The organism is Pseudomonas sp. B1(2018) (assembly GCF_003097365.1).
In the GTDB taxonomy this organism is placed as follows: Bacteria; Pseudomonadota; Gammaproteobacteria; order Pseudomonadales; family Pseudomonadaceae; genus Aquipseudomonas; species Aquipseudomonas laurylsulfatiphila.
Genome location: NZ_PYUK01000019.1, coordinates 38,875 through 51,871, shown reverse-complemented (window position 1 = coordinate 51,871; position 12,997 = coordinate 38,875). Strand labels below are relative to the sequence as shown.

Sequence of the window (12,997 nt, the reverse complement as noted above, 5' to 3'; positions counted from 1 at the left end):
CCCGCCATGCTGCGCACTTCAGTTTCCTGCAAATCCGCGTTTAGCGGTGATAGCGCCGTACCACGCTGCTGTTTCTCAGGACGTGGCCTTTGATTTTTTCCAGCAGCTGCGCACGGGTCAGGCCGGCGGGCAAGGCGTCCGGGGCCAGGTCCAGGGCGTAGATCTGGATGATGTAGTGGTGCGCGCTGTCGCCAATGGGCGGGCAAGGGCCGATGTAGCCGATGGTGTTTTGGCTGTTGGTACCGCCAACGCCCTCGAGGCCGGGTTTGCTCCCGGCACCGGCCGGGATCTGGTGGGTACCGGCCTTGATGCCGTAATGCACCCACTGATCGATGCCCTGGCCTTTCTGGCCGTCCGGGTCGTGCATGACGATGGCGTAGCTTTGGGTGGCGGCCGGGCCGGCGTTCCAGTTCAATGCCGGGGAAATGTTGTGTCCGCCACAGCCCGCGGAATCGCTCGCAGCGGCCGAGGTGAACAGACGGTCATCGGAGACTCCGGGAATATTCAGGGTGAAGCGTTCCTGGGCTTGCGCCGGGAACTGCACGCAAAGGGCGACAGCGGCGGCTGCGAGCCAAGCGTTGATTGAGGTCAATCGGGTCATACCGGAGCACCTTGTGCGTGTTGGGCCGTCGTCGGCGTGCAAACTATAGCCGGACCGTTCACGCCGTGGCAGGGGGGAATTGGCTGAACCTCGCGATAAGCACCAGACTCATAAGTAAACGTCTGTCTGGAGAGCAATCATGACTCTGCATCGCGTTGCGCGTGTCACCAATGTGCCCGAAGACCGGGGTCTGGAAGTGCAAGTCCAGGGCAGCAAGATTCTCCTGTTGCGGGCCGGTGAGCAACTTCGCGCTTATCAGGCCGAGTGCCCGCATGCCGGCGCCCCGCTGGCTGACGGTGCGGTATGCAACGGACGCCTGACCTGTCCGTGGCACAAGGCGCAGTTTCGCATCGAGGATGGCGGCCTGTGTGAACCGCCAGCCCTGGACAGTCTCAAGCGCTATCCCCTCGAAGTCCGTGACGGCGACATCTGGGTCGGTGACCAGCCATTATCGGACGCCCACACGCCACCGGCCGACGATCCACGAACCTTCATCATTATCGGCGCTGGCGCGGCAGGCACGGCGGCAGCGGCGGCGTTGCGCGAGAAAGGTTTCGGTGGCCGGGTGCTGTTGATCGACCGCGAAGCCGATGCCGGATACGACCGCACCGCGCTGAGCAAATACGTGATCGCCGGGGAAATGCCGCCGCAGGAAGTCCCGCCGCTGCGCGACGAGGCGTTTTACCGCGAGCAGCGGATCGAGCGCCTGCAGGGTGAAGTCGCCAGCCTGGACGCATCAAACCGCACACTGCGGCTGACTGACGGCCAATCACTGACCTACGACGCCGCGCTGCTGGCCACCGGCGGCATACCCAAGCTGTTGACGCTGCCCGGCGCCGACTTGCCGCAGGTGTTCGTTTTACGCTCCAGAGCTCATGCGCAGCAAATTCTGAACAGCGCCAGCGCCGGCCAACGGGTGGTGATCATCGGCGACAGTTTCATTGCCATGGAGTCCGCCTCGTCCCTGCGCCAGCTTGGCCTGGACGTGACCGTACTGGCCCGCCACGCAGTGCCTTTTGCCAAACAGTTCGGCGAAACGGTCGGCAAGGCTATCCGCGCGCGGCATGAAGCCAATGGCGTCGTGTTTCATACCCAGGGCAATGCGGTACAGATCGAAGGAACCAACAAGGTCGAAGCCGTGCGCCTGGACAACGGCCAACGCCTGGCGGCCGATCTGGTGCTGGTCGGCATTGGCGTCACACCGGCCACCGCCGCCTTCACCGGGTTGGCGAAAGAGCAAGATCAGTCGCTGCGTGTCGACGGCGCAATGCGCGTGGCCGACGGTCTCTGGGCAGCTGGCGATATCGCCACCTTCCCGCTGAACAACCAATACGTGCGCATCGAACACTGGCGACTGGCCCAACAACAGGCGCGGATCGCAGCGGCCAATATGCTGGGCGGGGACGAGCATTACCTCGACGTGCCGTTTTTCTGGACCTGGCATTTCGGCAAGACCTACGACTACCTCGGGCACGCCGAGGCTTGGGACGAAGTCGAGTTCAAGGGCGACCCATACGATCCGCCCTTCATAGGCCTGTTCGGAAAAAATGGCGTGGTGTCGGCGGCGCTAGCCTGCGAGATGGACAGGGCCATGGCGACGCTTGCCGAGCGGATGAAACAACCCTTGCCCTGGGAAGAGGCATGGCGCCTGATCCGTGATGTTCCCTAGCGGTACTGGACAGCAAAACGCCCAGCGTCTGCGCGTTGCAGAGGCCGGGCGTTACCGGGTAAACGGCCGCCGTTATTCGGTGGCGCCAGTTTCCGCAAACTTGCTCATGACAAAACCGGCAAACTCTTCGACGGTCATTTTCTGGCCGTTGAAGTCCACCTGATTGTTGGCGTAACGCAAGTTGGTGACGATGTTGTTGCCGTCCAGTTTTGCCAGTTGGCTGCCGACCGCCATGCTGCTGAACATGTCTGCGGTGGCGGTGGCCTGATCGGCAATCAGCTTGGCGTCGGTCTGACCGTCGATTTGCGATTGCACGGTGAGCACGTCGACCAGCATGGGTTTGGACACTAGCAGTTTGAAGTCCAGCAATGCGATCAACTGCCTGACCAACTGATCGGTCGGCAGATCGATGGCTTGTGGCTTGGTCAGGTCGAGCACCATGTTGGCGCGGCTCTCGCCATTGGCGGTGTTGAACGACAAGTTTTCCAGAGCCACTTGCGGCCCGGCCGCCAGCAGTTTTTCCAGGCTGGACTTGAGCAGCGCTTCTTCGGCTTCGGTGAGTTTCAGCTCCGGTGCCGGCAGGCCCGCTGCCGTCGCTTCGGCCGCCGCGCGCTCATACGGTTGCAGTTTGCTCTGGTAGACCTGCATCAACGACATCGTGGCCGGAATGTCGAGGTTCTTCACGCTCATGGCCAGCGCACCGGAACCGATGGCCTTGCCATTCAGGGATACTTCGCCAACTTTGTAATCGGCACGTCCGGAAGCGTTGCTGCCCTTTTCTTCCGTCAGGTTTTTCATCTCGAATTTCTTGAAGTCCAGCACCGACTGCTTGACGCCAAAAGTCGATTTGCCGCTGGCCAGTTCAAGGACGTTCTCGCCGACATAGAAACCGTAGGTACTTTTGGTCAGGTTGCTGGCCAGGGTCAGGCCGTTCAACTCAACCTGAACCGGTGCCTGGTCTTCGGAAACGGTGGTCACTTTCAGGCTGTCCATGTAGCCATTGGCCTTGACCTTCTGCGCCTTGGCGCTGGCGTCGATGTCCATGTTCAGGCCAGAGAATTTCATGCTCGACTTGTCATCCAGCGCCATTTCCAGCGGCTGCAACTCGAAGGTGCCATTGGTGGCGTTGTCATAGCCGATGTTGACCACGCCGGTCAGTGGGGATTTGTCCTTGGCGGCGGCAAACCACTTCTCGGTGAGCGGGGTCTTTTCCAGTTCGTAGTGACTGGTCGCCAGGACTGGCAACCACTTCAGCGACATCAGCCGCGAGAACGGCAACGGGCCGTGTTCGATGTGATCGACAAACAGCAACTCGACCGGTGCTTCGCCGAACATTTCACCTTCGCCCTTGAGACGATAGTGCGCGGTGCTGCTGAATACATGACGCTCCAGCGATACCAGCTCCAGCGACGCGGTGCCGTTGGAACCGACCATGGCCGCTTGCAGCTCCTTGTTGGCATCGGCAATCGAGGTATTGAGCACACCTTCGAGCCTGGTGCCGGTGAACCAGGCTCCGCCTGCGCTGATGGCACCGATTGCGACAACAATTCCCAGTAGCACGCCTGCTGATTTGTTCATGTATGACCCGTTCAATGTCCGTTGTTGAAAGTGTGGTCGTCTTCCCTGAACCCATGACGGGTTGCGGCTAGACTGCGCTGAAAGTGGAATGCAGATTAGCATCAGGCGCGACGAACGGCCCAATGATTAAAGGTGAAAGAGTGTCTTGGTGGGGGCGCAGGGTTCGAAATTTTCGCTGTGCATTCAATCGCCTTCGCGGGCAAGCCCGCTCCCACAGGTATGACGTGATCCCTGTGGGAGCGGGCTTGCCCGCGATGGCGGCATAACAGCCACCACAAAATCAGGAATACTGGACTTCGATCTCATCCAGCTGATGATCAAAGCTTTTAAGCCGCGCCGTCCAGGTGTACACCAGCACTTCGAAGTCGCGGTTGATCACCGCTCCGCCCGTCACTTCCGCGCGTGGGTCGCAGACGTCCAGTTGATAGCGTTCGCGAGCCATGGCCGTGGCGACATCGGCCAGCTCCCGGGCATTGCTGAGCCAGTGCCGACCGTCGTCAGCCACTTGCCGATCCAGCGCCAGGCATTGTTTTTTCAGGGTTTCGAGGCTTTTTTCCAGCGGCGTACCGGTCAATTCGCCCATGACTTCCTGAAACGTGCGCCCCGGTTGCCAGTAACTGCCCCAGAAATAACGGTCGAACACCGTTTCGACACGACGCAACGCCACCTTGGTATCCCAGATCAGGACCAGGGTCTTGCCTTGTTCGAGTTGTCTTTTTTTGATGCGTTGATTCTGGACCGACGCCCAGGCCACCACCGCAACGGACATCACGGCTATCAACGCGACGGCACTGTCGAGGAACGCCAGAGCCTTGTCGATCTGGTGGGCCAGCATGACGCCGTAGAAATAGGTGGCCGACAGCAGCACCAACGCCACGATGGCGCACCAGAAGCCGAGAGCATAAGGGTTTTTCATTGTTGGTTTCCCCCTGACCTGCGCGAGCCTTGTGCGAAGAAAGGGCGCTTTGCACGAGGCGCCCTTCCAACACTTCAAAGCATAGCAACGGCCTCAGGGTTTGCCGGAGTTCGACGCTTGCGTTCGTCCGCTTTCCCATCCGCCGCCCAACGCTAGGAACAAATCGATCTGGCTGGCGGCAACCTGGGTGTTGGCAGCGGCCAATTGCGCCGTGACATCCGTGTAGGTGCGGGTCGCTTGCAGGTCCGCCAGGAATGATTCGCGGCCGGCCTGGAAGAAGCGATGGGTCTGTTCAGCCGCCAGTTTTGCCGATTGTTCGGCATCGGCCAGGGCGTCGCGGCGTTGCAGCAAGGCCGTGTATTGGGCAAGGCTGGTCTGGGTTTCACGAATCGCGTTGAGCACCACCCCATCGAAATGCGCCAGCGTCGCCTGGGTCACTGCTTCGGCTTCGCGGATACGCGCCCGGGCGCCGTTGGTCGGCACCTTCCAGGTCAGCGACGGGCCGAAGCCCCAGCGGTTGGTCGACGGGTCGCCGAGATCGTCGAGGATACCGACAGTACCGATGGTCGCGCCGATGCTGATATTCGGGTACAGCTCACCCGTGGCGACACCGATACCGGCCGTCGCGGCCGCCAGCCGCCGCTCGGCCTGCCGCACATCGGGGCGACGCTTGAGCAACGCGGCGCCATCGCCCACCGGGACCAATTGCGCGATTTTCGGCAGCTCGTCGCAGGTGGCGGTGCCGGCCGGCAGTTGATCCACCGGCTTGGCCAGCAACATCGACAGGCGATACAGCCCGGCCTGACGTGAGGCCTCATAGCGCGGCATGTCGGCGCGCAGGGATTTGAATTGGGTTTGCGAGCGGGTGACCTGGGTTTCGTCGCCACGCCCGGCATCGCGCAGGCGCTGGATCAGTGTGGTGCTTTGCGCTTGCAGGTCGAGAGAGTGCTGGGCGATTTCCCGCTCTTCATTGGCCGCACACACCTGGGTGTAGGCCCGTACCACGTCGGCCACCACGGTGATGCGTGCGGTATCGGCGGCGGCCTGTGTCGCATCGGCATTGGCCTTGGCCGCCTCGATACCGCGCTGCAAGGTACCGAACAGGTCGAACTGATAGGACGCGCTGATGCCAATGTCGCCAATGTTGGCCACCGGCACTTTTTCCGGTATCAGGAACGCCTGGCCGGACTCCTGCAAGCGCTGGGCGCCCATCTGCACGCCGCCGCTCCAGCCGCCTGCCGCTTCGGCCTCATCCACCTGAGCGCGAGACCGCAACAGGCTGGCCGCCGCCACGCGCAAATCGGTGTTGGAGGCCATGGCCTGCTGTACCAACTGGTCGAGTCGCGGGTCCTTGTACAGGCGCCACCAATCGGCCGGCACCGGTGCGGACACCACCGTTTTGCCGTCGACCGCCAGATCGCCCTGGATATCTGGACGATGGACAGCCGCCTCTTCGGGCAAGTGATAATCCGGCCCGACCATCTGACACGCCGACAGCAGCAAACCTAAACCGGCGACCGCCAAACCCGAGGCCTTGCTCATTGCGCCGGCTCCCGTTGCTGATCGTCGATGATCGATACAGTGGCGGTGCGCCCGGCGATCATGCGGAAATCGTTCGGCACGTCATCGAAAGCGATGCGCACCGGAATCCGTTGGGCCAGGCGCACCCAGCTGAAGGCCGGGTTGACGTTGGGCAGCAGGTTGTTGCCGCTGGTGCGGTCGCGGTCTTCGATACCGGCGACGATGCTTTCTACGTGCCCGCGCAAGCGCGCATTGTCGCCGATCACCCGGATGTCGACGCTCTGGCCGATATGGATGCCGTTCAGTTTGGTTTCTTCGAAATAGCCGTCGATGTGGAACGAATTGCTGTCGACCACTGACAACACCGGACGCCCGGCGCTGACGAACTCCTGGGTCCGTGGCGCACGGTCGTTGACGTAGCCGTCCACCGGGCTGCGGATCACCGAGCGGTCGAGGTTCAGCTGCGCGCTGTCCACCGCCACTTGGGCCTCCATCAAGGCCACTTGGGCGCGGGCCACTTTCGACTGGCTTTCTTCCAGTTGCTCAGCCGGCACCAGATTACCGAGACCTTTGTTTCGCTTGGCCTCGCGCTGGGCCTGGGCCAGGGTTTCTTCGCGGTCGGCGACAGCCGCCTTTGCCTGGCGCAGGGCCAGCTTGAAGCGGTCCGGATCAATGCTGAACAGCACCTGGCCGCGCTTGACCAATTGGTTGTCGCGCACCTCCACTTGCTGGATCAACCCGGAAACATCCGGTGCGATTTGCACGATGTCGGCACGGATGTGACCATCGCGGGTCCAGGGCGCGAACATGTAATACATCACCATGCGCCAGACCACGACTACGGCGAAGCTCACGATCAACAGGGTCAACACCACGCGACCAAGGGTTAGAAAGGGTTTTTTCATGTCATCAGGTATCGACTGAGTGAGTCCACGGCGCCAAGCAGCAGGGCGTAGAGGGCCACGTTGAACAATGCCCGGTGCCAGACCAGACGGTAAAAGTGCAGGCGCGTCAGCACCCCGTGCACCAACAGGTACAACACATAGGTAATGCCCATCAGCACCAGCAGCGTGGGCAGAAACACCCCGCTGAGATCCAGGTCACCGATCATAAAGGCGCTCCATCAATGCCATGGGGAAGCGGTTCTTCCGGCTCGGCGGCACCGACGAATTCGACGCCGGGCAACAGTGCCAGGCGCAGGCCGCTCAGGGCGTGCAGCAAGTGCCGACGGGTTTCGTCATCGCCGGCACCGCTGAGGGCGCGACGCGTGCGGTCGAGGGTCATCAGCAGCGGGCTCGGTGCCTGCAAGCGCTCACCGGCCTTGAGACAGGCCTTGAAGTACTCGCCCACCTCGGCCACCACCTGGCGCAGCAGCACCTGCGGCACACCGAGGACCCGCGGCGTATAAGCGAGCAGGTCCAGCAGATTCAGCGCCACCCGCACTTCCCGCAGTGCCACGCCGGAGTCCTGGCCGGTCATGGCCAGGCGCGGCAGGTGCTGCATCAGCCGATCGAGCATCTTTATGCCCAACAGCCGATGTTCGGACAACGTGGCCGGCTCGGAGAGGCCGACAATGTCACGCCAACTGAAACGGGTCAGGCGCTTGGCTGCCAGCTCGGCCCCGAACGGCCGGGCGATCAGGGTCCAGATGAACGCGAACAGCAGCCCCATGGGACCGGCCAGGTTGGAGTTGGCGAAACTGAGGAAGTCGGCGTCGTAGGCACCCTGAATGCTGATGAAGGACGAGGTGTTGACCAGGGTCAGCAGCATGCCCAGGTAAAACTGCGGCTTGACCGTCAGGGTGCCGACGCAAATGAACGGCACGGCAAACGCCAGCACCAGCATCGGAAAGTCATGCAGGTTGGGCAGCACCAGGAACAGATAAAGGCTGGCGAACACCACCGACATCGCCGTCCAGAAAAAGAACCGGTAAATCTGCGGCGCCGGGTCGTCCATCGAGGCGAAGAAGCTACACGCCACCGCCGCCAGGATCACGGCGCTGCCGCCATCGGTCCAGCCGAGCAGAATCCACAACACCGAGGCCACGATAATCGCAGTGACGGTGGAAGCCGCGGAATACAACATCAGGCCGCGATCCAGAAACGGGGACAGTCGCCCCAGCCGCCAGTGCCGATACACCGCACGCCAGCTGTCCTGGCTTTCGCACTGGATCGCGTACTGCAGGCTGCGGCAGTCCTGCCACAAATCGATCCACTCGCCGAGACGATAAATCGCATTGGAGAACAGCAGCTGCTTGCGGTCATCCAGCGCTTCGGGGGCGGGTTGCAGGGCTTCCAGTTGATCCTTCAGTGCCTGCCAGCGGTCGAGGTCGGCATCCTTGTGCTCGAGCCATTCGGTGGTGGCCGTCAGCAACGGCGCGAACTTGTCCACAAGCTCGGGCGTACGTCGTTCCAGGGCATAAAGCGCATCGTCGAGGGCATCGACGACCGGCAGCAGGTGAATCATCCGCCCACGCAATTCCTTGGTATTGCGCACCGTCTGCGGACGCGAACCTTCGTGGGGTAACTGACCGATCATCAACTCCAGGGAGTTGAACGTAGCGACCATCGATGCGCGCAACGCACTGACTTCTTCCGGCTGCACGTTGCGACTGAGGAAACGCAGGCTGTAGGTCGACGCATCGGTAAACCATTTGCTCACCGAATCATTGAACACCGGCGCCAGGCGCCGCGGCCAGAACATGGCACCGACCACCGCCGCCACGGCGATGCCGAGAAAGATTTCTTCGGTCCGCGCCTCGGCCACGTCCCACACCCCCAGCGGGTTGTTCACCACCGGCAGGGCAATCAACGGCAAGGTGTAGCCGGCGAGCATCAAGGCGTAGTTGTTCGCGGTGCGCAAATGCAGGGACAGAAACAGCAGCGTGCCGGTCCACAGCGCAATCACCACCACCAGCACGTAGGGGCTCTGCACGAACATCGGCACGAACAGCACCGCCGCCGCCGCGCCGATAAAGGTGCCGATTGCCCGGTACAACGCCTTGGAACTGGTAGGGCCGAGAAACGGGCTGGAAACGATGTACACCGTGGCCATCGCCCAGTACGGACGCGGCATTTGCATGAGCAGGGCGATGTACAGCGCGATCATCGATGCGGCGAAGGTGCGGACCCCGTAGAACCAGTCTCGCGCCGGGGGCATGCCTGCGAAAAATCCGTTCAAGAGTTGGCCACCGATGGCGGCGTGGCCGCTTCAAAAGCTCTCAGTACCCGCAGCGTAGCTTCCAGATCACCCTGGTCAATGCCGTCAAGGACTTCCTGGCGCAAGCGCACCAACTCCACTTCGACCGCCTGCACCAGCTCCCGGCCGGTTTCGGTCAGGCTCAGGCATTTGGCGCGGCGGTCCTGCGCATCTTCGGTCCGGCAGACGTAACCGGAGTGGCACAGTTGATCCAGCAGGCGCACCAGCGATGGACTCTCCATCCCGGCGGCTTGCGCCACCGTCACCTGGCGCACGCCCTCACCCAGGCGCCCGATCATCAACAGCGGAACGGCGCAGGCTTCGGAGATTCCATAGTTGACCAGCGTGGTCTGGCAGATTTTGCGCCAATGCCTGGCGGCCACCACCATGGCGCTGCTGATGTTCATCTGGAGAACGTCGAGGTTGTTCGGCACGAGGGAAAATACACACTGTTAGTTTGCTAACTATCAATATTGCATTGGAGAGGATTTTCCGTCAAGTTTTGAAACATATTGGCTGCCATCCGTCGCGAAGCCATAGGGGTGAACCAGCCAACGTACTGAAGATGTATATACTTTGTCATTACGAAAACCGAGAAGGCAGCCATGTCGAAACAAGCCGTTTTTACGATGAAACTTGAATCTGAATTGCGTGAACAGTTCATGGCAGAAGCGGACGCCGCTCATCGCCCCGCCTCGCAAATCGTCCGGGAAATGATGCGTCAGTTTGTTCAAACCCAACGGGAGGCTCGCGAGTACGAAGCATTCCTGCAGCGCAAGGTCGACACCGCACGTGCTTCGATGCGCGCCGGCGACGGGCTGACAAATGATGAAATCGAGGCAGAGTTCGCTGCCAGGCGCAGGCGGGCCGAGCGACAAGAATGAAAATAATATGGACGAAAGAAGCAGCACAGGACCGTGCAGACATTTGGGATTACCTGCATGCCGTTAACCCGAAGGCAGCCATCGACATGGACAACCGGTTCAGTGTTGCACTATCCCGACTGGCCCAACACCCGGAAAGCGGCCCTGCCGGGATCATTTCAGGCACTCGCGAGCTGATTCCACATCAGAGTTACCGCATTGTTTATGAACAGGGACTGGACGCCATCTGGATACTCGCCCTGGTCCATACCTCCCGGCAGTGGCCGCCCGGACGATGACGGCTCACACCCCCCGCCCCTTCCTCAACATCACATCCAGTTGATCCACCACCTCCGCCCAATCTGCATCATCGAGAATCTCGTCTCGCAGAAGCTCCGCCTGGCTCGGGCTCCAGAAAAATGCATCCGCAAGGTGCAGTTCCGGTTTGAGCGGTGAATGGGTGGCGATGAATTTATCGATGCTTTCGGCGTCGTCCGGTAGGCCGAGTTGTTTGAACAGGGATGGCAGGTTGTGGGTCGGGCTTTCCATGTTGAACTCCGGTGAATTTATTAGGGGACCGCTGCGCGGTCATCGCGAGCAAGCTCGCTCCCACAAGTATCTGTGTCGATCACAAAACCTGTGGGAGCGAGCCTGCTCGCGAAGACGTCAGCATTGACGAAACAAAACTCAATGACTCAACTCCCGCACCTCCGCATGCGGCACCATTTTCAGGAACTCGGGCATGTCCATGCGCACCAGGTTGACGTGGTTGCCGGCCTCCAGATAGATGTCTTTCTGCCGGGTCAGCAGCGGGTCGATGATCACCTCCAACCCATAGGACTCACCCAGCGCCGGTACGGCACCGCGCTCGCAATCGTCGAACAGGTGCGCCAGGTTGCTTTCCCGGGAAACCTGCCACTCACCGCTGCTGCGGACCTTGCTCAGGTCAAGGTGACGGCTGGCGGGCAGCACGGCCATCAGGTAGTGCCCATGGTGATCGTCGAGGATCACCGATTTGGCCACCCGTTCGGCAGGAATACCGGCGACCCGCGCCGTTTCGAGGCTGCTGGCCGAGTGGGGGTGGCTGACGATGTCATATTCGCATTGAGCCTTTTCCAGGCTTCGCTGCACAGTTCTTGCCATACGCATGATGCACCTCGGTGTCCGCCGTGATCGCTGGCAGACGATGGTTAACGCGTTGCTTGCGTAGTAAAAGTCTAGGCCCGCCGGCGTGATCCGGCGGGAAATCCGCCCATCGGCCGACGACGACAATTGAGCAAAATTCATACAGGCCGAGGCTCAACTAAACTGTACTCAGAGCCACTCCACGACTCTCCCGGAGGGTCAGGTGAACACGCGTTGTTGTGCAGTTGCGTTGCTGTTGGCGTTGAGCGGATCGATCTTCGCTGCCGACACGGTTGTGTTGCTGGTGCCCAACCCCGTGGGGATCTGGCTGATCACCTTCGGCATCGCATTCCTGATCGCCGAGGCGGCCCTGCCCAATTACGGCGTGATCGGCCTGGGCGGCATCGTGATGTTCGTGATCGGCGCGGTGATCCTGTCCAACACCGAAGTGCCCGTGCCGTTGATGATCGGCCTGGCAGTGGTCAGCGCGCTGCTACTGATCTACCTGGTGATTCACGCCTTGAAAACCCGACCCCGCCACACGGTCAGCGGTGATGCCGGGCTGCTTGGCAGCGTGACGGCAGTGACGTCATTGCAGGCCGGCAACGCCTATGGCGGCTGGGTGCATCTGCAAGGAGAACAATGGCAGGTACTCAGCGCGACGCCGCTGCAACCCGGGCAACGGGTGCGGGTGGTGGGGCGCAAGGGCTTGCTGCTGCAAGTGGCCGCGGCTGACGCGGCGCCGGGCGGAGAATAGTCATGGGTTTGCAATTGGGTCTTGTCGCGCTGCTGCTGTTGCTCATCGCACTGGCGGGGTCGACGTTCCGCATCCTGCGCGAGTACGAGCGCGGGGTGGTGTTCCAGCTCGGACGCTTCTGGCAGGTCAAGGGCCCCGGCCTGATCCTGCTGATTCCGGTGGTCCAGCAAATGGTCAGGGTCGACTTGCGCACCGTGGTGCTGGACGTGCCGCCGCAAGACGTGATCACCCGCGACAACGTGTCGGTCAAGGTCAACGCGGTGCTGTATTTCCGCGTGCTCGATCCGCAGAAGGCCATCATCCAGGTCGAGGATTTCCTGGCCGCCACCAGCCAATTGGCGCAAACCACGTTGCGGGCGGTGCTGGGTAAACACGAACTGGACGAACTGCTGGCCGAACGCGAACGGTTGAACCTGGACATCCAGCAAGTGCTCGACGCCCAGACCGACGCCTGGGGCATCAAGGTCGCCAACGTCGAGATCAAGCACGTGGACCTCAACGAATCGATGGTCCGTGCCATCGCCAAGCAGGCCGAAGCCGAGCGGGAACGGCGCGCCAAGGTGATCCACGCCGAAGGCGAATTGCAGGCCTCGGAAAAACTCATGCAGGCCGCCGAAATGCTGGGCCGCCAACCGGGGGCCATGCAACTGCGCTACATGCAGACCCTGAGTTCGATTGCCGGCGACAAGAGCTCGACCATCGTCTTTCCGTTGCCGATCGAGTTGCTCAAGGGCATGGCTGACTTGTCGCCAAAACCCTGAACGCCGAT

The 12,997-nt window shown here is 61.5% G+C and carries 15 protein-coding genes; 5 read left to right on the top strand and 10 right to left on the bottom strand.

The window, feature by feature from the left end:
• Positions 1–40: 40 nt before the first annotated feature.
• The gene (locus C9422_RS25050; RefSeq protein ID WP_116582513.1) at positions 41–601 is read right to left on the bottom strand and encodes a YbhB/YbcL family Raf kinase inhibitor-like protein; all 561 of its coding nucleotides are present in this window, start codon (positions 599–601) and stop codon (positions 41–43) included.
• 139 nt (positions 602–740) lie between these two features.
• On the opposite strand from C9422_RS25050, the gene C9422_RS25045 reads away from it, so the two are divergent.
• On the top strand, positions 741–2,270 hold the full coding sequence (locus C9422_RS25045) for an FAD-dependent oxidoreductase (RefSeq protein ID WP_116582512.1): 1,530 nt from the start codon (positions 741–743) through the stop codon (positions 2,268–2,270).
• Between the two features lie 72 nt (positions 2,271–2,342).
• On the opposite strand, the gene C9422_RS25040 is transcribed toward C9422_RS25045, so the two are convergent.
• The 7 genes from C9422_RS25040 to C9422_RS25010 all read right to left on the bottom strand — a co-directional run bounded on the left by C9422_RS25040 (position 2,343) and on the right by C9422_RS25010 (position 9,890).
• A complete protein-coding gene (locus C9422_RS25040; RefSeq protein WP_116582511.1) occupies positions 2,343–3,848 on the bottom strand; it encodes a YdgA family protein in 1,506 nt (501 codons plus the stop codon).
• Positions 3,849–4,128: 280 nt separating this feature from the next.
• Complete coding sequence (locus C9422_RS25035) at positions 4,129–4,764, bottom strand: hypothetical protein (RefSeq protein WP_007975635.1); 636 nt, start codon at positions 4,762–4,764, stop codon at positions 4,129–4,131.
• A gap of 93 nt (positions 4,765–4,857) precedes the next feature.
• Positions 4,858–6,306, bottom strand: a complete 1,449-nt coding sequence (locus C9422_RS25030) for an efflux transporter outer membrane subunit (protein ID WP_116582510.1) — start codon at positions 6,304–6,306, stop codon at positions 4,858–4,860.
• The gene (locus C9422_RS25025) at positions 6,303–7,190 is read right to left on the bottom strand and encodes an HlyD family secretion protein (protein ID WP_116582509.1); all 888 of its coding nucleotides are present in this window, start codon (positions 7,188–7,190) and stop codon (positions 6,303–6,305) included. Before C9422_RS25025 ends, C9422_RS25030 begins: the two co-directional genes overlap by 4 nt.
• Positions 7,187–7,396, bottom strand: coding sequence for a DUF1656 domain-containing protein (locus C9422_RS25020; protein WP_007987399.1), 210 nt, complete (start codon positions 7,394–7,396; stop codon positions 7,187–7,189). The genes C9422_RS25025 and C9422_RS25020 overlap by 4 nt, the downstream gene beginning before the upstream one ends.
• Positions 7,393–9,465: an FUSC family protein gene (locus C9422_RS25015; RefSeq protein ID WP_116582508.1), complete on the bottom strand. Its 2,073-nt coding sequence runs from the start codon at positions 9,463–9,465 to the stop codon at positions 7,393–7,395. The genes C9422_RS25020 and C9422_RS25015 overlap by 4 nt, the downstream gene beginning before the upstream one ends.
• Positions 9,462–9,890 (bottom strand): MarR family winged helix-turn-helix transcriptional regulator, encoded by a 429-nt coding sequence (locus tag C9422_RS25010; RefSeq protein ID WP_178082436.1) that lies wholly within the window; start codon positions 9,888–9,890, stop codon positions 9,462–9,464. Before C9422_RS25010 ends, C9422_RS25015 begins: the two co-directional genes overlap by 4 nt.
• 198 nt (positions 9,891–10,088) lie before the next feature.
• Between C9422_RS25010 and C9422_RS25005 the strand changes: the two genes are divergently transcribed.
• Positions 10,089–10,367, top strand: coding sequence for an antitoxin of toxin-antitoxin stability system (locus C9422_RS25005; protein WP_102702591.1), 279 nt, complete (start codon positions 10,089–10,091; stop codon positions 10,365–10,367).
• Positions 10,364–10,645, top strand: a complete 282-nt coding sequence (locus tag C9422_RS25000; RefSeq protein WP_116582506.1) for a type II toxin-antitoxin system RelE/ParE family toxin — start codon at positions 10,364–10,366, stop codon at positions 10,643–10,645. The genes C9422_RS25005 and C9422_RS25000 overlap by 4 nt, the downstream gene beginning before the upstream one ends.
• Before the next feature lie 4 nt (positions 10,646–10,649).
• Here C9422_RS25000 and C9422_RS24995 read toward each other — a convergent pair whose 3' ends face one another.
• Together C9422_RS24995 and C9422_RS24990 are read right to left on the bottom strand one after the other, a co-directional pair.
• Entirely contained in the window at positions 10,650–10,895 is a 246-nt protein-coding gene (locus C9422_RS24995) for a DUF2789 domain-containing protein (RefSeq protein WP_007975644.1), read from the bottom strand.
• Positions 10,896–11,033: 138 nt separating this feature from the next.
• Entirely contained in the window at positions 11,034–11,495 is a 462-nt protein-coding gene (locus C9422_RS24990; RefSeq protein ID WP_104451600.1) for an aminoacyl-tRNA deacylase, read from the bottom strand.
• A gap of 199 nt (positions 11,496–11,694) precedes the next feature.
• On the opposite strand from C9422_RS24990, the gene C9422_RS24985 reads away from it, so the two are divergent.
• Positions 11,695–12,228, top strand: coding sequence for an NfeD family protein (locus C9422_RS24985; RefSeq protein WP_116582505.1), 534 nt, complete (start codon positions 11,695–11,697; stop codon positions 12,226–12,228).
• 2 nt (positions 12,229–12,230) lie between these two features.
• Positions 12,231–12,989, top strand: coding sequence for a slipin family protein (locus tag C9422_RS24980; protein ID WP_116582504.1), 759 nt, complete (start codon positions 12,231–12,233; stop codon positions 12,987–12,989).
• The last annotated feature ends 8 nt before the right edge of the window (positions 12,990–12,997 follow it).